Source organism: Roseivivax sp. (genome assembly GCF_054552075.1).
The window spans coordinates 244,865-266,221 of sequence record NZ_JBTOLZ010000001.1 but is presented as its reverse complement, the minus strand read 5'-3'; the positions used below and the strand labels follow the sequence as shown (position 1 = coordinate 266,221).

At 69.4% G+C, this 21,357-nt stretch carries 23 protein-coding genes; 13 read left to right on the top strand and 10 right to left on the bottom strand.

The annotated features are described in order from the left end of the window. Window positions 1–76: 76 nt before the first annotated feature. Complete coding sequence (locus ACX938_RS01270) at window positions 77–931, top strand: ferredoxin--NADP reductase (protein WP_459429657.1); 855 nt, start codon at window positions 77–79, stop codon at window positions 929–931. Between the two features lie 190 nt (window positions 932–1,121). Further along, window positions 1,122–1,595 carry a translation initiation factor IF-3 gene (infC, locus tag ACX938_RS01265; protein ID WP_232752366.1) on the top strand — a complete coding sequence of 158 codons (474 nt, stop codon included), beginning with the start codon at window positions 1,122–1,124 and terminating at the stop codon, window positions 1,593–1,595. Between the two features lie 124 nt (window positions 1,596–1,719). Here infC and ACX938_RS01260 read toward each other — a convergent pair whose 3' ends face one another. The 6 genes from ACX938_RS01260 to dksA all read right to left on the bottom strand — a co-directional run bounded on the left by ACX938_RS01260 (window position 1,720) and on the right by dksA (window position 6,629). Further along, window positions 1,720–2,157, bottom strand: a complete 438-nt coding sequence (locus ACX938_RS01260; protein WP_459429656.1) for a type II TA system antitoxin MqsA family protein — start codon at window positions 2,155–2,157, stop codon at window positions 1,720–1,722. After that, a complete protein-coding gene (locus ACX938_RS01255) occupies window positions 2,154–2,474 on the bottom strand; it encodes a type II toxin-antitoxin system MqsR family toxin (RefSeq protein WP_459429655.1) in 321 nt (106 codons plus the stop codon). Before ACX938_RS01255 ends, ACX938_RS01260 begins: the two co-directional genes overlap by 4 nt. Before the next feature lie 183 nt (window positions 2,475–2,657). Beyond that, a complete protein-coding gene (locus ACX938_RS01250; RefSeq protein WP_459429654.1) occupies window positions 2,658–3,644 on the bottom strand; it encodes a molybdopterin-binding protein in 987 nt (328 codons plus the stop codon). After that, entirely contained in the window at window positions 3,641–4,609 is a 969-nt protein-coding gene (locus ACX938_RS01245) for an XdhC family protein (RefSeq protein ID WP_459429653.1), read from the bottom strand. Before ACX938_RS01245 ends, ACX938_RS01250 begins: the two co-directional genes overlap by 4 nt. 354 nt (window positions 4,610–4,963) lie before the next feature. Continuing rightward, entirely contained in the window at window positions 4,964–6,136 is a 1,173-nt protein-coding gene (locus ACX938_RS01240; protein WP_459429652.1) for an FAD-dependent monooxygenase, read from the bottom strand. A gap of 70 nt (window positions 6,137–6,206) precedes the next feature. Next, a complete protein-coding gene (gene dksA / locus ACX938_RS01235; protein ID WP_232752370.1) occupies window positions 6,207–6,629 on the bottom strand; it encodes an RNA polymerase-binding protein DksA in 423 nt (140 codons plus the stop codon). Between the two features lie 173 nt (window positions 6,630–6,802). Between dksA and ACX938_RS01230 the strand changes: the two genes are divergently transcribed. From ACX938_RS01230 to ACX938_RS01200, 7 genes are all read left to right on the top strand, one after another. Then, window positions 6,803–7,645: an AAA family ATPase gene (locus ACX938_RS01230; protein ID WP_232752371.1), complete on the top strand. Its 843-nt coding sequence runs from the start codon at window positions 6,803–6,805 to the stop codon at window positions 7,643–7,645. Between the two features lie 133 nt (window positions 7,646–7,778). Further along, a complete protein-coding gene (locus ACX938_RS01225; RefSeq protein WP_459429651.1) occupies window positions 7,779–8,234 on the top strand; it encodes a GNAT family N-acetyltransferase in 456 nt (151 codons plus the stop codon). After that, entirely contained in the window at window positions 8,234–9,607 is a 1,374-nt protein-coding gene (locus ACX938_RS01220) for a DUF2927 domain-containing protein (RefSeq protein ID WP_459429650.1), read from the top strand. Before ACX938_RS01225 ends, ACX938_RS01220 begins: the two co-directional genes overlap by 1 nt. After that, on the top strand, window positions 9,604–9,771 hold the full coding sequence (locus tag ACX938_RS01215; RefSeq protein ID WP_232752374.1) for an apolipoprotein acyltransferase: 168 nt from the start codon (window positions 9,604–9,606) through the stop codon (window positions 9,769–9,771). Before ACX938_RS01220 ends, ACX938_RS01215 begins: the two co-directional genes overlap by 4 nt. 10 nt (window positions 9,772–9,781) lie before the next feature. Further along, a complete protein-coding gene (locus ACX938_RS01210; protein ID WP_459429649.1) occupies window positions 9,782–10,966 on the top strand; it encodes a vWA domain-containing protein in 1,185 nt (394 codons plus the stop codon). Window positions 10,967–11,311: 345 nt separating this feature from the next. Further along, a complete protein-coding gene (locus ACX938_RS01205; RefSeq protein ID WP_459429648.1) occupies window positions 11,312–11,749 on the top strand; it encodes an OsmC family protein in 438 nt (145 codons plus the stop codon). 97 nt (window positions 11,750–11,846) lie between these two features. Continuing rightward, the gene (locus ACX938_RS01200; protein ID WP_459429647.1) at window positions 11,847–12,539 is read left to right on the top strand and encodes a M48 family metallopeptidase; all 693 of its coding nucleotides are present in this window, start codon (window positions 11,847–11,849) and stop codon (window positions 12,537–12,539) included. Between the two features lie 347 nt (window positions 12,540–12,886). On the opposite strand, the gene ACX938_RS01195 is transcribed toward ACX938_RS01200, so the two are convergent. Next, window positions 12,887–14,032: a hypothetical protein gene (locus ACX938_RS01195; protein WP_459429646.1), complete on the bottom strand. Its 1,146-nt coding sequence runs from the start codon at window positions 14,030–14,032 to the stop codon at window positions 12,887–12,889. Continuing rightward, the gene (locus tag ACX938_RS01190) at window positions 14,032–14,811 is read right to left on the bottom strand and encodes an SDR family oxidoreductase (protein ID WP_459429706.1); all 780 of its coding nucleotides are present in this window, start codon (window positions 14,809–14,811) and stop codon (window positions 14,032–14,034) included. Before ACX938_RS01190 ends, ACX938_RS01195 begins: the two co-directional genes overlap by 1 nt. 133 nt (window positions 14,812–14,944) lie before the next feature. Here ACX938_RS01190 and ACX938_RS01185 point away from each other — a divergent pair, with 133 nt between their 5' ends. Then, window positions 14,945–15,961, top strand: coding sequence for a Hint domain-containing protein (locus ACX938_RS01185; protein WP_232752380.1), 1,017 nt, complete (start codon window positions 14,945–14,947; stop codon window positions 15,959–15,961). Window positions 15,962–16,074: 113 nt separating this feature from the next. On the opposite strand, the gene ACX938_RS01180 is transcribed toward ACX938_RS01185, so the two are convergent. Next, window positions 16,075–16,449 carry a SnoaL-like domain-containing protein gene (locus tag ACX938_RS01180; RefSeq protein ID WP_459429645.1) on the bottom strand — a complete coding sequence of 125 codons (375 nt, stop codon included), beginning with the start codon at window positions 16,447–16,449 and terminating at the stop codon, window positions 16,075–16,077. A gap of 88 nt (window positions 16,450–16,537) precedes the next feature. Continuing rightward, the gene (locus ACX938_RS01175) at window positions 16,538–16,795 is read right to left on the bottom strand and encodes a DUF7218 family protein (RefSeq protein WP_459429644.1); all 258 of its coding nucleotides are present in this window, start codon (window positions 16,793–16,795) and stop codon (window positions 16,538–16,540) included. 103 nt (window positions 16,796–16,898) lie between these two features. On the opposite strand from ACX938_RS01175, the gene ACX938_RS01170 reads away from it, so the two are divergent. The 3 genes from ACX938_RS01170 to ACX938_RS01160 all read left to right on the top strand — a co-directional run bounded on the left by ACX938_RS01170 (window position 16,899) and on the right by ACX938_RS01160 (window position 21,332). Then, entirely contained in the window at window positions 16,899–18,506 is a 1,608-nt protein-coding gene (locus ACX938_RS01170; RefSeq protein WP_232752383.1) for a peptide chain release factor 3, read from the top strand. Between the two features lie 73 nt (window positions 18,507–18,579). Continuing rightward, complete coding sequence (locus ACX938_RS01165; protein WP_459429643.1) at window positions 18,580–20,352, top strand: glycosyltransferase family 2 protein; 1,773 nt, start codon at window positions 18,580–18,582, stop codon at window positions 20,350–20,352. Further along, window positions 20,349–21,332, top strand: a complete 984-nt coding sequence (locus ACX938_RS01160; RefSeq protein ID WP_459429642.1) for a glycosyltransferase family 2 protein — start codon at window positions 20,349–20,351, stop codon at window positions 21,330–21,332. The genes ACX938_RS01165 and ACX938_RS01160 overlap by 4 nt, the downstream gene beginning before the upstream one ends. Window positions 21,333–21,357 lie beyond the last annotated feature (25 nt).

The following is a 21,357-nucleotide window of genomic DNA, read 5'->3' as shown; positions in this document are numbered from 1 at the left end:
GACCAAACGCCCCCTTTCGGCGGGCTCCCGAACCGACTAAGCGAGAGGGACCGGCGCCGCCGGTCGATGACAGCATATGACAGAGCAGAAACCCGTGACCCAAGCTGCCGCCAAGCCCGTGAAGACCATGGCCCTGCCCGATGCCCAGACCGTGACCGAGGTCACGCATTGGACCGACCGGCTGTTCTCCTTCCGGGTGACGCGCCCGCAGAGCCTGCGCTTCCGCTCGGGCGAGTTCGTGATGATCGGCCTGATGGGCGAGCCGGACCCCAAGACCGGCAAGCAGAAGCCGCTCCTGCGCGCCTATTCCATCGCCTCGCCCTCCTGGGACGAGGAGCTGGAGTTCTATTCGATCAAGGTGCAGGACGGCCCGCTGACCTCGCGGCTGCAGCACATCCAGCCCGGCGACGAGATCATCCTGCGCCCCAAGCCCGTCGGCACGCTGGTGCATGACGCGCTCCTGCCCGGCAAGCGGATCTGGTTCTTCGCCACCGGCACCGGCATCGCGCCCTTCGCCTCGCTGCTGCGCGACCCGCAGACCTTCGAGGACTACGACGAGGTCATCATCACCCATACCTGCCGCGAGGCGGGCGAGCTGACCTATGGCGCCGAGCTGATCCAGTCGATCAAGGACGACGAGCTGCTGAACGAGCTGATCGGCGCGGAGAACCTCGCCAAGCTGCGCTACTACCCGACCACCACCCGCGAAGAGAGCGCCAAGATGGGCCGGATCACCGACCTGATGCGCTCCGGGGAGGTCTTCGAGGATCTCGGCGTCGAGCCGATCCACCCCGAGACCGACCGCGCGATGGTCTGCGGCAACCTCGCCTTCAACCTCGAGATCAAGGAGCTGCTCGAGGGCTACGGGCTCGAGGAAGGGGCGAACTCCGACCCCAAGCAATATGTGGTCGAGAAGGCCTTCCTCGACTGATCCGCGCTTTGTCGTGAAAACGACTTGCACAGCCGGCTATCGTCGGGTTTGACGCTTGAAAGCCCGGGGGCGCGAGGTTACTTTGCGCTCCTGATCGAAGTCATTTGAAAGGACCCGCACCATAGCCCGCAGACCTCATAACGCGCCGCCCACCCGTGACACCGGACCCCGCGTCAACGACCGCATCCGGGTGGCTGAAATCCGTCTGATCGGCCCCGAAGGGGAAAACGTCGGCGTCGTCTCGCCCGACCGCGGCCGCGAACTGGCCGAACAGGCCGGGCTCGACCTCGTGGAGATTTCTCCGAACGCCAATCCGCCGGTCTGCAAGATCATGGATTTCGGCAAGTACAAGTACGAGCAGCAGAAGCGCGAGGCCGAGGCCCGCAAGAAGCAGAAGACGATCGACGTCAAGGAAGTGAAGTTCCGTCCCAACACGGACACGCACGACTACGAAGTCAAGATGAAGAACGTCTTCAAGTTTCTCGAAAAGGGCGACAAGGTGAAGGTCACGCTGCGCTTCCGCGGCCGCGAGATGGCGCACCAGAACCTCGGCCGGGAGCTTCTCGAACGCGTCGCCGACGACGTGAAGGAAGTGGGCAAGGTCGAGAACATGCCCAAGATGGAAGGCCGGCAGATGATCATGATGATCGGCCCGGTGAAGTAAGACTTCCCGTCTGTCACGACGCAGGAGGGCGCCCCGGTGGCGCCCTTTTTTGTTGGGGGGGTCTGAGGTCAGGCGATGGCGCGTGCGGTCGATCATTCTCCGCGCCGGCGTCCCCCTGCCCCGCTCAGCGCATTGCCCCTGAGGTGTGATCTTGCGGCGCGCCCTTTGCGCCGCGCAGCTCCTTCAGGATGCCGATCATCTCGGGCGCGCGGTAGAGCACCTCCAGCAGGCCGACCGCCGCCTCGCTCGGCGGCATGACGCCTTTCTCGTATTTCTGGAACGCCCGGGGGCCGCCGCCGATCAGCTGCCCGGCCTCGACCTGCGTCAGCTTCAGCGCCTTGCGGATCATCCGAACCCGTTCGCCGTAGTCCTTCTTGAGCTCCTGGAAGACGGCCTCCTCGGCGGCAAGGTCACCGCCGCTGTGGATCGCATCGCCCGGGCCTTCGGGATACCAGCCCGGAACCTCGACCTCGCGGCTGAGCGAGCCAAAGGCCACTTTCTGCGTCCGAACCTGGCGGGTCAGCCTTTCGCCTGTCACCGGGTGAATGCGGGTTTCCGTCATGGGTCTTTTTCCTTGAAGGACACCAGGACCACATCGACGATCGTTGCCCCGGCGAACTTGATGTAGAGATGCAGACCGTCCCAGCGCATCCAGTAGGTGTCATGCCAGACCCCCGGCACCGGCGGGTTGTGCGCGGCGGTCGATCCGCGGAAGTCGCCGGGGGTGAGGTCCTGCACCGCCTCGACGACATCCTGCAGCCCGTATCCCAAGGCCCGGACGGTCCTTTTGGCCGCAGTGGTGATTTCCAGCCCTTCGACGGTGGCGAACTTCTCCTGAATGGATGCCAGGTCGTGATGCGGCCTGCTCTTGCGGTTCAAAATACACCTTCAAGGTCACTTTTCAAGCCGCGCGCCGTCGAGCGCCGGGGAAGCTGCGGCGTCTGGCGCACAGGCGGAAGGCCGCAGAGGGCATGACCCGAAAGGCCCGCCGCGCCATCAGGCTAGCGGGCGCATGGTTAAGGATTTGTGAGCAACTGGACGGGCGCCCGCAGCCGCCCCCCGTCACGCCTCCCGCGGGCGGCCGCGTTGAGGGACCTCTTTCAGGAGCCCGCCGACGCCCATGGCGGCGATGTCGCGGGGGGTGACGGGCACGCCGCAGAGGAGGCGCTCCATCACCCAGTCGGCGCCGTTCAAGGCCGGGCTCCGGGCGCAGCCGGGCAGGCCGATCACCGGCTTACCACCGAGATCACCGTGGAACAGCAGGTTGCCGGGATCGACCGGCATGCCGAAGTGATGCACCGTGCCGCCGGCGCGACGCAGCGCCTCGGGGGCGGTGTCGAAAAGGTCGGAAGTGGCCGAGCCGGTCAGCACGAAAAGCGCCTCGGCCTCGGAGGCGGCGAGCGCCTTGGAAAGCGCCGCGATCTCATGCGGGACGACCTCTTGCGGGTCGAGCGCCACGTCGAGCCGGGCAAGCCGCTCCTCGATGGCGCGGTGGCCCTTGGCCGGGTTCACCGCGGCGCCGGCCTCGGTCTGGATCAGCGCGGCGCGCTTCACCCGCGGCGCGGCGAAGCTCAAAGCCCCCTGCCCGGCCTCGGCCGAGGCCTCAAGCGCCGCCTCGGGCACCGCGTAGGAGATGATCTTCACCGTCGCCACCATGCCGCGCGCGGCCATGCGCTGCCAGGGCGGCACGGTCGCCACGGTGATCATCGGGTGCACCGCGTTCAGCGCGTCGATGCGCGCCGCGTCGATGCCCGCGAGCCCCACCCCCGTGGCGAAGATATTGGCCCGCCCGGTCGCCGCCTTGCCGATCCGAAGCGCCGCGCCCGGCGCCACCAGCGCCGCGGCGAGCCGCGCGGCAGCGGTGTCCTCGTGCAGATCGCCCGGCTCGAGCCGCGCGACCACCACCTCGGCATGGCCCGCCGCCTGAAGCGCGGCGAGGTCCTCGGCCCCGAGGGTCAGCCCCTTCTTCAGCCGCCCACCCTCGAGCGCCACGGAATGGGCCAGGATCGCGCCCTCGGCGCGGGCCAGCGGCACGGGTCCGAACCTCATCGCGCGCGTCTCAGGACCTGGGTCATCTCGGCGAGGATCGCCACGGCGATCTCCGAAGGGCCGGCGGCACCGATGTCGAGCCCAACCGGCCCGTGGATGCGGGCGATCTCTTCGCTCGTGAAGCCCGCCGCCTCGAGCCGCGCGACGCGCTTGGCGTGGGTCCGGGTCGAGCCCAGGGCGCCGATGTAGAAACACTCCGAGACCAGCGCCTTCTGCAGCGCCGGGTCGTCGAGCTTGGGGTCATGGGTCAGGAGCACCAGCGCGGTGCGGCTGTCGAGCCCGGCCTCCTCGACCGCCTCGTCGGGCCAGTCGTTCAGGATCGTCTCGCCGGGAAAGCGCGCCTCGGAGCCGAAGGTCTCGCGCGGGTCGATGATCACCGGATCGTAGCCCGCGAGCCGCGCCATGGGCACCAGCGCCTGGGCGATATGCACCGCGCCCACCACCACCAGCCGCAGGGGCGGGTTGTGGATGGTGACGAAGGTGCGGGTCTCCTCCTCGAAGCCGGAGCGGTCGGCGCGGAACCGCGCGGGATAGCCCGCGCGCAGGATCCGCCGGGCGCCGCTGTCGAGGTCGCTTTCCACGGCCACGGGTTCGCGGGCGGCGCGGGCGGCGACCAGCTCGGCCAGGATCGGCTCGGGCAGCACCGCGCCCACCGGTTCGATCAGCACCCGGATGGTGCCGCCGCAGGCCAGGCCCACGGCGAAGGCATCGGCATCCGAGACGCCGAACTCCAGCTCGCGCATCTCGCCGGTCTCGAGCGCCTCCAGCGCCTCGACGATCACCGCGCCCTCGACGCAGCCGCCCGAGACCGAGCCCTCGATGGCGCCGTCGCCCGAGATGGCGAGCTGCGCGCCGACGCGGCGCGGGGCCGAGCCCCAGGTCTGGGTGACGGTGGCCAGGCAGGCGCCGCGCCCCGCGCGGTGCCAGTCGAGCGCGGTTTCGGGAATCGGGTCGAAACGGTCCATGGTCTTGCCTCCCGGGGCCTTCCTAACCCTTTGGGCGGGCTTTGTCCCGTCCTCCGAAGGTGGGGGCGCGCGGGCGGGAAGGGAAGCGGGGGGATGGGGGAATGGGGTGGGACGTGGCCCCCTGCCCTGCACGCAGCGTAGATCGAGGAGCGGAGAGCGTAGATTGCGCCACGTGGAGCGTAGAGCGTAGAGCGTAGAGCGTAGAGCGTAGAGCGTAGAGCGTAGAGCGTAGAGCGTAGAGCGTAGAGCGTAGAGCGTAGAGCGTAGAGCGTAGAGCGCGCCACGTGGGGCGTGGAGCGTCAAGCTTGGAGCTTGGAGCGGCGGCTCAGCCTCCCGCCCCGCACACCACCCGCCTCAGCGCGGCGCGGTCGGGTCGTAGCGGTAAAGCCAGTCGAACTGCTTCAGCATCAGGTCCGGCGCGTAGCGCCCGCCGAGCGACAGCGCCAGATGCGCGGCCTGGCGCAGGCCCGGCAGCGCCAGGTGGAACTTCCAGGCGTTGCCGCTGGCGGCCTTGATCACCCGCGTCGCCCGGTCCCGGCGGCGCGCCTGGTAGGCGGCGAGCCCCGCGCCCAGCGCCTCGGCGCGGGTGCAGGCGTCGCAAAGCTCCCAGGCGTCCTCGAGCGCGAGGTTCGCGCCCTGGGCCAGGAAGGGCAGCGTCGGATGCGCGGCATCGCCCAGAAGCGCCACCCCCTCGGCGTGCCAGCGCGGGGCGACCGGATGGCGGAAGAGCCCCCAGAGGCCCGGCGTCTCGACCTCGGCCAAAAGCCGCGCGGAGGCGCCGCCGAAGCCCGCGAAGGCGCGCTGCAGGTTCTCGGGGTCGTCGTGGTGCGACCAGCTTTCGGCGACCCAGTCGCGCCGCTCCTCGACGGCGACGAGGTTCACCGCCTCGCCGTCGCGCAGCGGGTAGCTGACCAGATGCCGGCCCGGGCCCATGTGCACCCGCGCCTCGGTCGGATGGCCGGTGACATTGGGCACCACCGCGCGCCAGGCCACCTGCCCGGTGAAGCGCGGCGCGGCGGGGCCGTTCAGCGCCGGGCGCACGGCGGAATGCAGCCCGTCGGCGCCGATCACCAGGTCGGCGGAGATGCCGTCGCCATTGGCCATGCGCAGCCGCGCGGGGCTGCCCGGCGTGATGTCCGAGACCTTCTGCAGGAGCCGCATCTTCACCCCGGCTTCGCGGGCGGCGCGGGCGAGCGCGTCGATCAGATCGGCGCGATGCACAAGCCGGTAGTCCATGCCCGGTCCGAGCCGTCCGAGATCGAGGCGCAGCACCTCGCGGCCCTCGCGGTAGTCGCGCAGCGACACCGCCCGGGCCCGGGGCGCGCCGCCGGGGTTCACCGCCACGCCAAGCGCGCGCAGGACCGCCAGACCGTTGGGCGAGAGCTGCAGCCCGGCGCCGACCTCGCGCAGGGCCTCGGCCTGTTCGAGCACGGTGACCTCGGCCCCGGCCTGGCGGAAGGCCAGGGCCGCGGCGAGCCCGCCGATGCCGCCGCCCACCACCGCGATCCGTCGCGCTGTCAGATCCATGACCCCTCCGAAAAGAAAAGGCGCCCGGCCTCCTCGGCCCGGCGCCCCCTATGCGTCGCGACCCTGCGGGTCAGTCGTCGCGGTGCACCTTCTCGCGGCGCTCGTGCTTTTCCTGCGCCTCGAGCGTCATGGTCGCGATCGGGCGGGCATCGAGACGCTTCAGCGAGATCGGCTCCCCGGTGACCTCGCAGAAGCCGTATTCGCCCTCTTCGATGCGGCGCAGCGCGCTTTCGATCTTGGCGACCAGCTTGCGCTGGCGGTCCCGGGTGCGCAGCTCGATGGCGCGATCGGTCTCTTCGCTGGCGCGATCGGTGACATCTGGAATGTTGCGGGTGGAGTCCTGCAGCCCCTCGATCGTGTCGCGGCTGTCGGCCATAAGATCCTGTTTCCAGGTAATCAGTTTGCGGCGGAAATATTCGAGTTGCCGCGGGCTCATAAACTCCTCGTCCTCGCTCGGACGATAGTCATCGGGCAAGAAAGTCTCCGGCTTCATCACTGCTCCGTCAAAAACGCCGACATCCGCCATGGCACTTCCCCTGGATATCTGGCACCCCTGTTTATAGGGCTGCGCATAGCCCAAGCCCGCCCGGCTGTCACTACTTAACTGATGCGGCCGGATGTAAAATTCGCGGTATGAGACAGCCAAAACGCAGGAGGAATCGGCGCGTGAAATTCGAGGGAACCGACGCCTATGTGGCCACAGACGACCTGACCATGGCGGTCAATGCCGCGGTCACGCTGGAGCGTCCGCTCCTGGTCAAGGGCGAGCCCGGCACCGGCAAGACAGAGCTCGCGCGGCAGGTCGCCGAGGCGCTCGGCACGCGGATGATCGAGTGGTCGATCAAGTCCACCACCAAGGCGCAGCAGGGCCTTTACGAATACGACGCGGTCTCGCGGCTGCGCGACAGCCAGCTCGGCGACGAGCGCGTCAACGACGTGCGCAACTACATCCGCAAGGGCAAGCTCTGGGAGGCCTTCGAGGCCGAGAAGCGCGTGGTCCTCTTGATCGACGAGGTCGACAAGGCGGACATCGAGTTCCCCAACGACCTCCTGCAGGAACTCGACCGGATGGAGTTCTACGTCTACGAGACCGGCGAGACGGTGCAGGCCCGCCAGCGGCCCATCGTGATCATCACCTCGAACAACGAGAAAGAGCTGCCCGACGCCTTCCTGCGCCGCTGCTTCTTCCACTACATCCGCTTCCCCGACGAGGACGTGCTGCGGCGGATCGTCGAGGTGCACCACCCCGGCATCAAGCCCGCGCTTCTCTCCGAGGCGCTGAGCCAGTTCTACGAGATCCGCGAACAGCCCGGCCTGAAGAAGAAGCCCTCGACCTCCGAGGTGCTGGACTGGCTGAAGCTGCTCCTGGCCGAGGATCTGAGCGCCGAGGACCTCAAGCGCGACGGCGCCGACGCGCTGCCGAAGCTGCACGGGGCGCTTCTGAAGAACGAGCAGGACGTGCATCTCTTCGAGCGGCTGGCCTTCATGGCCCGGCGGCAGGCGCGCTGAGGCGCGCCGGGATTTCGGGTGCGGCGCCAGGGCAATAGCCAAGCGCCGCGCTTTGCCCCATACTGCGGCGAGGAGAGGATCCGACCGCCGCGACAGACCGGCGGCGGCACCCCGAGCAGAAGGTCCCGCGCGCATGGCCCAAAGCCCCGACCTCGAGATCCGTCCGCTGGCCCCCGGCGACCGCGCCGAATGGGCCGCGCTCTGGACCGGCTACCTGCAGTTCTACAAAAGCGCCGTGACCCCCGAGGTCTACGCCAGCACCTTCGCGCGGCTCCTGGGCGATGACCCGCGCGATCACAGCGCCTTCGTGGCGGTGGCCGAGGGGCGGCTCGTGGGGCTCGTGCATTACCTCTTTCACCGCCACGCCTGGCGCATCGAGGAGGTCTGCTACCTCCAGGACCTCTACGCCCTGCCCGAGATGCGCGGGCGCGGCGTCGGCCGGGCGCTGATCGAGGCGGTCTACGCCGAGGCCGACGCCCAGGGCGCGGGCCAGGTCTACTGGCTGACCCAGGACTTCAACAGGACCGCCCGGAAGCTCTACGACCGGATCGGCCAGCTCACCCCCTTCGTGAAGTATCAGCGCCCGTGATGCGCCGCGCGACCCTGGCCCTGGCGCTGGCGCTCGGCGCCTGCATGCCCGCCTCGGAGGGCGAGACGCCGACCCGCGCGGCGATGATCGCCGAGAGCAGCCTGCCGCCGATGCGCAGTTTCGCGGCGACGCGCCCTGCCCCCACCGCGGCCTCCAACACCGAGATCGCGCGGGATTTCCTCGACCTCGCCTTCACGCTGGAATCGGGCCGCGAGCTGGAGCGGTTCACCCGCTTCGAAGGCCCGATCCGGGTGCGGGTGACCGGCGCGCCGAAGCCGATGCTGCAACGCGACCTCGACCGGCTCTTGGCGCGGCTGCGCGCCGAGGCCGGGATCGACATCGCTCGCGCCGCACAGGGCAGCCGCAGCGCCGAGGTCACCGTCGAGGCGGTGCCCCGCCGCGAGATCCGCCGCTACCTGCCGCAGGCCGCCTGTTTCGTGGTGCCGAACGTCGGCTCCTTGCGCGAATACGCCCGGTCGCGACAGAGCGGCCGGATCAACTGGTCGGCCATGACCACCCGCAAACGGGTCTCGATCTTCGTGCCCGGCGACGCCAGCCCGCAGGAGGTGCGGGACTGCCTGCACGAGGAACTGGCCCAGGCCATCGGCCCGCTGAACGACCTTTACCGCCTGCCGGAGTCGGTCTTCAACGACGACAATGTGCACACGGTGCTGACCGGCTTCGACATGCTGGTGCTGCGCGCCTTCTACGACCCGGCGCTGCGCTCGGGCATGAGCCGCGACGCGGTGGCCGCCCGGCTGCCCGGGCTGCTCGACCGGCTCAACCCCGCCGGCGCCTTCGGCGGTCCGGCCCCCAGCGAGGCCACGCCGCGCCCCTGGATCGAGGCGGTGCAGGCCGCGCTCGGCCCCGGCACGCCCGACCGCGAGGCCGCCGCCCGCCGGGCGCTCTCCATCGCCGAGGCACGCGGTTGGACCGACCACCGCCGCGGCTTTTCGCATTACGCCATGGGCCGCATCCTGCAGGGCCGCGACCTCGAGGCCGCGCTGGCCCAGTTCCGCGCCGCCGAAGGCTATTTCGCCCGCTCGCCCCGCACCCAGCTGCACCGCGCCTATGTGATTTCGCAGCTCGCCGCCCATGCCATCGTGCAGAACCGCCCCGAGGCGGCGCTGATCCGGCTCGAACCCGGCATCGCCAGCGCCGAGCGGCACGAGAACGCGGCACTTCTGGCGACGCTCCTGATGCTGCGCGCCGAGGCGCTGGAGCTGTCGGGCCGCGACACCGAGGCACGGGCGGTCCGGCTGGACAGTCTGGGCTGGGCCAGATACGGGTTCGGCTCCGACGAGGCCGTGCGCGCGAAGCTCGAGGAGATCGCCGCGCTCAATCCGCTCAAACGCAGGACCCCGGGTTCATGATCGTGATCATCGCCGCGCTTCTGGGCGCGCTCATCGGCGGGCTGACCGCCCGGCGCCGCAAGGGCGACCGCTTCGACATTCTGCAGTATTCCGCCATCTACGCCATCGCCTTCGCGCTGCTGGGCCTGATCGGCACCATCGCGCTCGAGAACATTCTGGTGTAGGAGCGGGGGCATGTTCGTCCCCTTCTTCGAAAAGCTGCGCGGGGCCGGCGTTCCGGTCTCGCTGCGCGAATACCTGACCTTCCTCGAGGCCATGCGCGCGGGCCTCGCCACCTATGACATCGACGGCTTCTACTACCTCGCCCGCGCCGCCATGGTGAAGGACGAGCGGCACATCGACCGCTTCGACCGCGCCTTCGCCGCCGCCTTCTCGGGGCTCGAGGCGATCAGCTTCGACCAGGTGCTCGAGGCGGTGGACCTGCCGCGCGACTGGCTCGAGAAGATGGCCGAGAAGGTCCTCACCGAGGAAGAGAAAGCCGAGATCGAGGCCATGGGCGGTTTCGACAAGCTCATGGAGACCCTGCGCGAGCGGCTGAAGGAGCAGGAGAACCGGCACCAGGGCGGCTCGAAATGGGTGGGCACCGCGGGCACCTCGCCTTTCGGCGCCTACGGCTACAACCCCGAGGGCGTGCGCATCGGCCAGCACGAAAGCCGCCACCGCCGCGCGGTGAAGGTCTGGGACAAGCGCGAGTTCCGCGAATACGACGACTCCATCGAGATCGGCACCCGCAACATCAAGGTGGCGCTGAAGCGGCTGCGCAAATGGGCCCGCGACGGGGCGGCGGACGAGCTGGACCTGCCGGGCACGATCCGGGCGACGGCCGAGCATGGCTACCTCGACGTGAAGACCCGCCCCGAGCGGCGCAACGCGGTGAAGGTGCTGCTTTTTCTCGACGTCGGCGGCTCGATGGACGACCATATCAAGGTGGTCGAAGAGCTGTTCTCGGCGGCCCGGGCCGAGTTCAAGCACCTCGAGCATTTCTACTTCCACAACTGCCTTTACGAAGGCGTCTGGCGCGACAACCGCCGGCGCTGGGACCAGCAGACGCCGACCGCCGAGATCCTGCGGACCTATGGCGGCGACTACAAATGCATCTTCGTGGGCGATGCCTCGATGAGCCCCTACGAGATCGCCGTGCCCGGCGGGGCCAACGAGCACTGGAACCAGGAGGCCGGCCAGACCTGGCTGATGCGCGCCCGGCAGCAGTGGCCGGACCACCTCTGGATCAACCCGGTGCCGCAGAAATACTGGGGCTACACCCAGTCGATCGGCATGATCCGCGAGATCTTCGAGGACCGCATGGTGCCGATGACCCTGGCCGGGATCGAGGAAGGGATGCGCGAGCTGACGCGGTGAGGGATATACCCCACGCCCTCTTCTTGCGCCCGAACAGCACCGAAGGTGCCGGGCGCGCGCCGGATCGGCCCGATGGGCCGGCGCTCCTTTGGGTGGCGTGCCTAATTCACCCCTAGCCCTGAACTTGCGGGGATAAAGCGCTTCGCTCGACGGTCAGCAGCGCCGGCCCCCGGTCCGGCGCGCGCCCTCTGGTGCACCCGGTTTGACCCTCTGCGGACCGCCGCGCTCACCGCCCCGCCGAACCTTCACCGAACCGCCCGGCCCTTCCCCCGCACAAATACCTCTGGAACTTTCTGTCGCGCGCGATAGTTTTTCCCCGACACCCAAGCGAAGGAGGACAATCCCATGGCAATCGAGAAATTCGGCACCGCGCATTGGTCCGGCGACCTGCAGTCCGGCAAGGGCCAGGTCTCGACCGAGTCGGGCGTGCTGAAAGACACCCCCTACGGCTTCAACCAGCGCTTCGAAGGCGCGGCGGGCTCGAACCCCGAGGAGCTGGTGGGCGCGGCCCATGCCTCCTGCTACGCCATGGCGCTCTCGATGATCCTCGGCCAGCACGACGCCAAGGCCGACGACATCGACGCCCGCGCCACGGTCACCCTCGACAAGGACGGCGAGGGCTTCTCGGTCACCCGCGTGCATCTCGACGTGACCGCCAAGGTGCCGGGCCTCTCGGAGGAGAAGTTCCTCGAGGCCGCCAATGCCGCCAAGGAAGGCTGCCCGATCTCCAAGCTCTACCAGGGCGGCACCGCCGAGATCACCATGTCGGCGAAGCTGGCCTGATCGGCCACCCGCCCGTCACTCACGGGACCAGGAGGCGCCCGGCGGCTGCGACCGCCGGGCGCTTTTCGTTCCGCCCTGAAGGCCCCATATTGAGGGCATGCTCAAGATCGCGCCGATCCTTTTCGCCATCCTCTACGCGCTCGCCATGTACCGCTTCTCGGCCTGGCGGACCGGCAAGGAGCTGGACCAGAAGTCGACCGAACTGGCCGATCCGGGCCTGCGCGAGATCCTCACCCGGCTTGCCCGCGCGCTCGATGTGCCGCGCATCAAGGTGCATATCTACGAGATCGACCCGGTGAACGGGCTCGCCGCGCCGGACGGGCGGATCTTCATCACCCGCGGCTTCTACCGGAAATACCGCAACGGCGAGGTGACCGGCGAGGAGCTGGCCTCGGTCATCGCCCACGAGCTGGGCCATGTGGCGCTTGGCCATTCGCGGCGGCGGATGATCGATTTCTCCGGACAGAACGCCATCCGCGCCGCACTGGCCATGGTGCTGGGCCGGATCATCCCGGGCCTCGGCGTCTGGATCGCCAACGCGGTGACCTCGCTTCTGGCCGCGCGGCTCTCACGCTCGGACGAGTTCGAGGCCGATGCCTATGCCGCCGCGCTCCTGACCAAGGCGGGGATCGGCGTGGCCCCGCAGAAGTCGCTGTTTTCCAAGCTCGAGGCGCTGACCGGCGCCCGCGCCGGTGCGGTGCCGGCCTGGCTGATGAGCCACCCCAAGACCGAGGAGCGGATCGCCGCGCTCGAGGCGCTGGAGACCCGGTGGGAAACCTCGCGGGGGTGATGCTGTGGGCCTTAGTGGCGGTTGGCGCGGCGGAGGTCCTTGCCAAGGAATATACACCGAGCGAGAGCGGTGATGCTGTGATGCTGTGATGCTGTGATGCTGCGATGCTGCGATGCTGCGATGCTGCGATGCTGCGATGCTGCGATGCTGCGATGCTGCGATGCTGCGATGCTGTGAGGGTCTTTGCGCAGACAGAATAGCCCGCAACTACCTACAAAAGCGTAAATGCGATCAAAGCTAATTCACGGCGCCTGGTGGCGCAGGCAACGCGCCGCCTTCCATCCCCCGCCGCTCCGCCTCTTCACCGCCTCCACCGGCAAAGGCCGAACGCGGCCTGGACGGCCCCCTCAGCCCCCCACCGTAAACGCCGCCTCCGCCCGATCGCGTCCGTTGATCTGCAGGATCAGCGCATGGGGCCCCGGGTGCCAGGTGAAGGTCGTGGCCCCGGCCTTCAGCAGATGCGCCTTCTCCAGGATCAGCGGCGCGCCGGGCCCCGCCTCGCCCTTGCCGAGCTTGAAGACCTTTTCACCGGGCCGCCCCGAGGGGCGGTGGAACCGGATGCGGTAGTCGACAAGCAGTCGCTGCGGCGCGGCGCTCTCGACCCGGACCGAGATCCCCAGCCGCGCGCCGATCCGCACCGGCTCGGGCGTCAGTTCCAGCCGCGCCTCGACCGCCGCCTCGGGGTCGAAGCCCAGGAGCCGCAGCGCCCCGGGCTCCTGCCGCTTGATCGCGCCGCGAAGCGCGTGGCGCGTCATCCAGTCGAGCTCTGCCCGCGCCTGCCGCCCCTGGATCTGCCAGTCGGCCAGCCGCGCCGTGACCAGCTCGGACGCGGTTTTTGCGATGTCGTTCAGATGGTTGGCGACCGAGCGCGTGACATAGCGCGTGGGATCCGCATGCAGCCGATCGAGGAGCGGCAGCGTCACCTCGGGCGACAGCGTCAGCGCCGTCGCCCAGGGCAGCCGGGGTCGCGTGCCTTCGGAGACCAGCCGCCGGACGTGGTAGTTGGGATCCTCCGCCCAGGCCGTGAGCCGCGGCAGCGTCACCTCGGGCCAGCGCGTGATGAAGGGTCGGATGTAGAACTCCATCGAGAAGCGCTGCGTCGCGGCATGGATCAGGTCGAGCGCCCGTTCGGGATGCGCGTCGAGCCCGTGGCGCACCGCGAGGACCCCGGGCACCGCGTGGATGAAGCGCCCGAAGTCACCGTCGCTGCGCCCGGGATCAAGCGGCGGCGGCATCGCCGCCTCGAGCGCTTCGGCCATGGCCGGAAAGTCGCGCGGCAGTTCATCGCCCAGGCACAGGGCGATCCAGTCCAGCCGCTCGAGCAACCGCCGCTCCGCAAGCCCCTCGGTCGCGCGCGCGGCGAACCGCGCCGCATCCACCCCCGGCAGATGCGCGTGTTGGGCGGCCAGCACGCCCACCGTGTCGGCGTTGAAGAGCTGGTCGGCGAGCGAGAACCCCGCGCCGCCGCCCTGCCCGTCCGGGCCCCGCGCCATCAGAGCGTCGCGTTGATCGCGCCGCCGTCGAGCAGCACGTTCTGCCCGACGATGAAGCCCGCGTGCTGCGAACAGAGGAAAGCGCAGGTGCGGCCGAATTCCTCGGCGGTGCCGTAGCGCCGCGCGGGGATCGTGGCGGCCCGGCGCGCGCGCGCCTCCTCGACCGAGATGCCCTCGGATTTGACCACGCCCCCGTCGAGCGCCGCGGCGCGGTCGGTGTCATGGATGCCGGGCAGGAGGTTGTTGATCGTCACCCCGTGCGGCGCGACCTGCCGGGCGGTGCCCGCGACGAAGCCTGTGAGCCCCGCGCGCGCCGAGTTCGAGAGCCCCAGGACCGGGATCGGCGCCTTGACCGACTGCGAGGTGATGTTGACGACCCGGCCCCAGCCGGCCTCCATCATGCCCGGCAGCATGGCCTGCATGAGCGCCACCGGCGTCAGCATGTTGGCGTCGAGCGCGTCGATGAAATCCTCGCGGCTCCAGTCCGACCAGAGGCCCGGCGGCGGGCCGCCGGCGTTGGTGACCAGGATGTCAACCTGACCCGCGGCCTCGAGCACCCGCGCCCGGCCCTCGGGTGTCACGATGTCCGCCGCCACCGCGGTGACCGCCACGCCATGGGCGTCGCGGATCGCTTGGGCGGTGGCCTCCAGCGCCTCCGCCCCGCGCGCGTTCAGAACCAGCTCGACGCCCGCTTCGGCCAGCGCCTCGGCGCAGCCCCGCCCGAGGCCCTTCGACGAGGCCGTCACCAGGGCCCGTTTGCCCGCGATCCCGAGATTCATTTTCATTCCTTTCCCTGTTGCCCTGGGGTCGATAAAAGACCCGCAACCCGGCCCGTTGATGACATAATCCGCGGGCAGGATCTCCTGCGGTGATACCTGGCGCAACACGCGCGCGAAAGCGAGGGGCCCCCGAATGCCGGCCAAGGGCACAGCACGATCGGCGCAGACGCTGGCGGTCTTCCGGGCCGAACATTTCCGCGTCGTCAACGGCGCCAACCTCGGCGACCCCGTCGGCCACGCCGAGGAGCTGGAGCTGGCCGATATGTATCGCCTCTCGCCGGTCGCGGGCGAGGTGGGCCTGCGCGTCGTGCCGCACCCGGACCGGCCCTTTACCGTGGCGCCGGGCACCGAGGTCGGCGCCGAGGGGGCCGAGCTGCACCTCGATTGCAGCCTGACCCTGATGTCGGGCGACGGCGCCACCACCGAGGCCATCGTCCTGGTCGAGACCGACGCCCAAGGCGACGTGGCCGCGACCTATCTTCTGCCGCTGGCGCCGATCACGCCCAAGCGCGACTACGCGCTTGTCGGCGTCGACACCGAGGGCCCGCTGGCGAGCTTTGCGCAGATGGCCTGCGTCTCCTTCACCCGCGGCACGCTGATCACCCTGGCCACCGGCGCTCAATGCGCGGTCGAGGATCTGCGCGTCGGCGACAAGGTCCTGACCCGCGACGACGGCCCGCAGCCGATCCGCTGGATCGGGCAGCGCACCACCCGGGCCTCGGGCGGCTTCGCCCCGGTAGAGATCCGCGCAGGGGTGCTGAACAACCTCAACGACCTGGTCGTCAGCCCCGACCACCGGCTGTTCATCTACCAGCGCCGCGACGAGTTGGGCGCCGGCCGGGCCGAGATCCTGGTCCGCGCCCGCCACCTGGTGAACGGCGACACGGTGCGGCAGCTTTCGGGCGGCTTCGTCGACTACTTCCAGATGCTCTTCGACCACCACCAGATCATCTACGCCGAGGGCATCGCCGCGGAATCCATGCTGGTGGACGAGCGCACGGCCGCCATCCTGCCGAGCGAGTTCGAGGGCCGCCTGGCCGAGCTGCTGCCCGGCCACGAGGAAAGCTCGCGCAGCGGCCTCGAGGTCGCCGAAGAGCTTTTGCGGCGCGGCGATGCCGCCGCGTTGCTGCGCAAATCCTCGAGCGGCTGACGGCGCCGCCGCGACGGTCGGCGTGGTCGCTGGCGGGGTCAGGCCCTCGCCGGGATAGGCCCTTCATAGGTCGCCCGTTCAAACGCAGCCCTCTCGGCCCAGCCCCTCCAAGCTCAGCCCATGGTGTAGAAAAACTCCTCCCGCACGATCTTGTCGCCGGAAACGTGGTAGACCGCGACCTCCTCCATGTCAGTGACCTCGCCCGAGGCCTTGTCCTTGGCCTTCATCTTGAAATGCACCGCGAAACGGTCGCCGCCATGCATGAAAGGACCGCCCACGTGGCCTTCCAGCACCTCCATGGCGCTGTCCCACCAGTCATGTTTGCCGCGGATGCCGTCGAGACCATGGGTCTCGGCGCTGTCCATGCCTTTCATCGGTTCCGCTTCCACCGAGACGGCATCCTCGGCATAAAGCTTGTCCAGGTTCTCCCGCGTCCGGCCCTCGCGGCAGCCGGCGACCAGTTCCTCGGCGATCTCTCTGACGGTCATGCTTATCCCTCCCAGGTAAATGTTCACTTAATGTTCTCACGATACACCGAATGTATCGATTCGGGAACGATTTCCGTGAAAGGGGGAATTAGTGCCTGCGCAACGCCGCGATCAGCGCGTCCTTGTCCATGTCGGAGCGGCCTTCGATGCCGATCTCCTGCGCGCGGTCGTAAAGCGCGTCCTTGGTCCACTCCTCATAGGGCGGCTGCTGGCCGCCCTTCTTGGCGGGCGCCATGTCGTCGTTCTCGCGCGCATTGGCAATGCGGGCGGCCTTTTCCTTCGACATGCCCTCGTCGCGCAGGTCGTCGTACAGGCTTTCGTTCTTGATCGAAGGGCGGTCGGCCATGGCGTCTCTCCTTTCCGGCAAGAACCCCGTGCCTCTGCGCGCGGTTCCCCAGCGCCCAAGCGGGCAATTGCGGCGGGCCCGGCGCGCCGCTATATGGCGCCCCATGCTGGACCTGCCCACCAACCGCCCCGACCTGCCCGCCGAGATCGCGCGCCGCCGCACCTTTGCGATCATCTCGCATCCCGACGCGGGCAAGACCACGCTGACCGAAAAGTTCCTGCTGTTCGGCGGCGCGATCCAGATGGCCGGCCAGGTCCGCGCCAAGGGCGAGGCCCGGCGCACCCGGTCGGACTACATGCAGATGGAAAAGGACCGCGGGATCTCGGTCTCGGCCTCGGCCATGTCCTTCGATTACGGGCCTTTCCGCTACAACCTGGTCGACACGCCCGGCCACTCGGATTTCTCCGAGGACACCTATCGCACGCTGACCGCGGTCGACGCGGCGATCATGGTGATCGACGGCGCCAAGGGCGTGGAAAGCCAGACCCGCAAGCTTTTCGAGGTCTGCCGGCTGCGCGACCTGCCGATCCTGACCTTCTGCAACAAGATGGACCGCGAAAGCCGCGACACCTTCGAGATCATCGACGAGATCCAGGAAAACCTGGCGATCGACGTGACCCCGGCCTCCTGGCCGATCGGGCTCGGCCGCGATTTCCTGGGCGCCTACGACATGCTGAACGACCGGCTCGAACTGATGGACCGCGCCGACCGCAACCGCGTCAGCGAGTCGATCAAGCTCGAGGGGCTCGACGATCCCAAGCTCGACGAACACGTGCCCGCGCACCTCCTCGGCCAGCTGCGCGAAGAGGTCGAGATGGCGCGCGAGCTTCTGCCCAGGCTCGACCCGCAGGCGGTGGTCGAGGGCCATATGACCCCGATCTGGTTCGGCTCGGCGATCAACTCCTTCGGTGTGAAGGAGCTGATGGACGGCATCGGGCGGCTCGCCCCCGAGCCGCAGCCCACCAGCGCCGAACCGCGCCAGATCGCGCCCGAGGAAAAGAAGGTCTCGGGCTTCGTCTTCAAGGTGCAGGCCAACATGGACCCCAAGCACCGCGACCGGGTGGCCTTCGTGCGGCTCTCCTCGGGCCATTTCCAGCGCGGGATGAAACTGACCCATGTGCGTTCGAAAAAGCCGATGACCGTCTCGGCGCCGGTGCTTTTCCTGGCCTCGGACCGGGAACTGGCCGAAGAGGCCTGGGCCGGCGACATCATCGGCATCCCGAACCACGGCCAGCTGCGCATCGGCGACACGCTGACCGAGGGCGAGGGGCTGAAGGTCACCGGCATCCCCTCTTTCGCGCCGGAACTGCTGCAAAGCTGCCGCGCGGGCGACCCGATGAAGGCCAAGCACCTGGAGAAGGCGCTGATGCAATTCGCCGAGGAAGGCGCCGCCAAGGTCTTCAAGCCGAACATCGGCTCGGGCTTCATCGTCGGCGTCGTGGGCCAGCTGCAGTTCGAGGTGCTGGGCAGCCGGATCGAACAGGAATACGGGCTGCCGGTGCGCTTCGAGCCTTCGCAGTTCACCTCGGCGCGCTGGGTGCATGGCGACAAGCAGGCGGTCGATCGTTTCGCCAATGCCAACAAGCAGCATATCGCCGCCGACAACGACGGTGACATGGTCTATCTGACCCGCCTGCAGTGGGACATCGACCGGGTGGTGCGCGACTACCCCGAGATCACGCTCTCGGCGACCAAGGAAATGATGGTCTGAGGCCACGCGCGCCCCGCGCCGGCCATGCCCCAGGCTTGTTCCGGCCCCAAAGCTGCGCCAGTCTTCGGACCGCATGACCAGGCGTGACGACAGGGCGGCCACCTACCCCGGTGGCATGGCAGCCGTGCTGACCCAGATGGAGGGCCGGCGCGACCCGCTGACCCATGCCCCGGGCGAGGGCCTGCCGCCCCTCGACCTCGACCTGGCCCCGCTGAAGGACGCCCGCGTCACCGACCCGGCCGAAGATCCCGCCGAGGCGCCGCCCTTCCGGTCGTCCTACCACCGCAAGCGCTTTGCCCTGCGGCAGGAGTTCACCGGGCAGTCAGAACTGGCCGCCCTGCACGGGCTCCTGATCGCGCATCTGCGCAAGCGCGCCTTCCCCGAAGAGGCGCCCGCGCTCTTTCGCAGGCTCTGGGCCGAGGAGGCGGACTTCCTGCTGCAGGAGCTGGACCTGCGCTGGCAGGTCTCGGCGCTCACCACCTTCGGCGATCATGGCGCAGAGCCCGGTGAACGCGCCGCGGGGCTGGCGCTCTCGACCCTCTTCGGGGCGATGAAACTCTATGAATCCGAACGGCTTTTTTCCGGCAAGCCGCCCGAGAAACCCTTTGCCCTGACGCAGCGCACCCGCGCCCCGCTGCCGATGCAGATGGACGCCTATGCGCTTTCTTCGGGCGGGCTCGACGTGAACCTCCTGGGCCGTCTCTGGCAGGAGGCCGAGGCCGCCCCGGTTCTGCGCCCGCTCGCCCATGCGCTGATCGAGGCGCTGATCGCCGATCCCGCCACGGTCTTCCGTCGGCTCGCCATCATGCGCCGCCGCAAGGCCCGGCGCGAGGCCGCCGGGACCCCGCCCGCCGACCCGGCCCAGAACCCCGTCGCGGTGCCCGCCCGCGCAAAAGGCCTCACAGCCGACAGCATGCGCTGGGGTGTCGTCGCCACCATCCGGCCCGAGCCGCAAGCCGCGCTGCGTTTTGCCGCGCATCACCTCGAGCTGGGCGCGGCCAAGGTCTTGATTTACCTCGACACGCCCGCGCCCGAGCTGGCCGAGACCCTGACCCGCGACCCGCGCGTCCAGGTCACCACCTGCGACGCCGCCTATTGGGAGGCGGTCGGCAAACCCCGGATGGAGGCGCACCAGCTGCGCCAGGTCTGGAACGCCACCCGCAGCCTGCGCGCCGAGGCCGAGGACCTCGATTGGCTGGCCCATATCGACCTCGACGAGCTGCTCCTGCCCGACCGCCCGGTGGCGCAATGCCTGGCCGAGGTCCCGCCCGAGGCCGCCTTTGCCCGGCTGACCCCGGCCGAGGCCCTGGCCGTCGCGGAGGACCAGAGCCCCCGCGCCTTCAAGCTGACCCATAGCGCCGCGGGCGTGCAAAAGGCCGAGCTACAGGAGGTCTATCCGACCTTCGGCCTGCATCTGCCCGGCGGGTTTCTCAGCCATACCAGCGGCAAGGTCTTCGCCCGCACCGGCATCCCCGACACGCGGCTCGGCATTCACGCGCTGAAACATCGCGGCGCCGAGGTCAGCAACCAGGCCGAACTGCCGGGCCTGCGCCTCGGCCATCTGCACGCGCCAAGCTGGGAGGTCTTCCGCGCGCATCTCGACTTCCGCCTGGCGCGCGGCTCCTACGCCAAGCAAAGCGAACGCCCCGAGGTCATGGGAATCGCCGACATCCTGAGGCTCCTGCAGGAGGACGAGGGCGAGCCGGGCCTGCGCGCCTTCTTCGACGAGGTCTGCCGCGACACGCCAGAGCTGCGCGCGCGGCTCGCCGCGCGGGGCATGCTGGTGGACTTCCCGCTCGACCTCGACGGGGCGGTGGCGCGCGTTTTCCGGGGCCGCGCGGCGTGACGCGCTGGGGGCTGGTGACCACGCTGAAGGCGCCCCTGCCCCGGGCGCTGGAATTCGCGGCCTGGCACCTGGAGCTGGGCGCGGCACGGCTGCATCTCTACCTAGACGACGGCGATCCCGAGGCCGCCCGCGCGCTCTCGGCCCATCCGCGCATCGGCGTGACCGAGACCGGGCCGGACTACTGGGAGCGCAAGGGCGGCCGGCCCGAGCGGCACCAGAACCGCCAGTGCCGGAACGCGCGGCACGCCAACAATCGCGCGGGCGACCTGGACTGGCTGGCGCATGTGGATGTCGACGAGTTCCTCCTGCCCGGGGGGCCGGAGGGCTCCGTCGCCGAGACGCTCGCGGCCCTGCCGCACAGCGCGCTCTGCGCCCGGATGCGCCCGGTGGAGGCGCTGGCGCCTACGGGCGCGCCCGGAACGACGCGCCTTTTCAAGGACTTCCACCTCGACCAGGCGCGCCGGCAAGCGGCGGCGGAGCGGGTCTTCGGCCCTTGGGCGCGGCATCTCTCGGGCGGGTTCCTGAGCCATGTGGCGGGCAAGCTTTTCTTCCGCGCGGGCACCAAAGGGCTGCAGATCCGCATTCACAACGTGATCCTGGAAGGCCAGCAGAACCCCGGTGAGGTCCCCCTCCCGGGCCTCAGGCTCGGCCATTTCCACGCCGCGAGCTGGGCGGAGTTCGAGGCCGCCTATGCCTTCCGGCGCGACTCGGGCTCCTACCGGGCCGAGCTCAACCCGCAGGCGCGCGGGCCAGACGCGCTGAATCTGCACGCGCTTTTCGCCCGGATCGAGGGTGAGGGCGGCCGCCCCGCCCTGCGGCGCTTCTACGAGGAGGTGGCGACCGCCAGCCCGGAACTGACCTCCCGGCTGGCCGCCGAAGGGCTGCTTCTGAGCCGCGAGATGGACCTCAAGGCCCTGGTAGCGCGGCACTTCAGCGCAATTTGCACCTCCGGGGCCCCGTTGCCGCTGCGCTCAGATTGACGGATCGGCGCCTTTTCGCTATGGA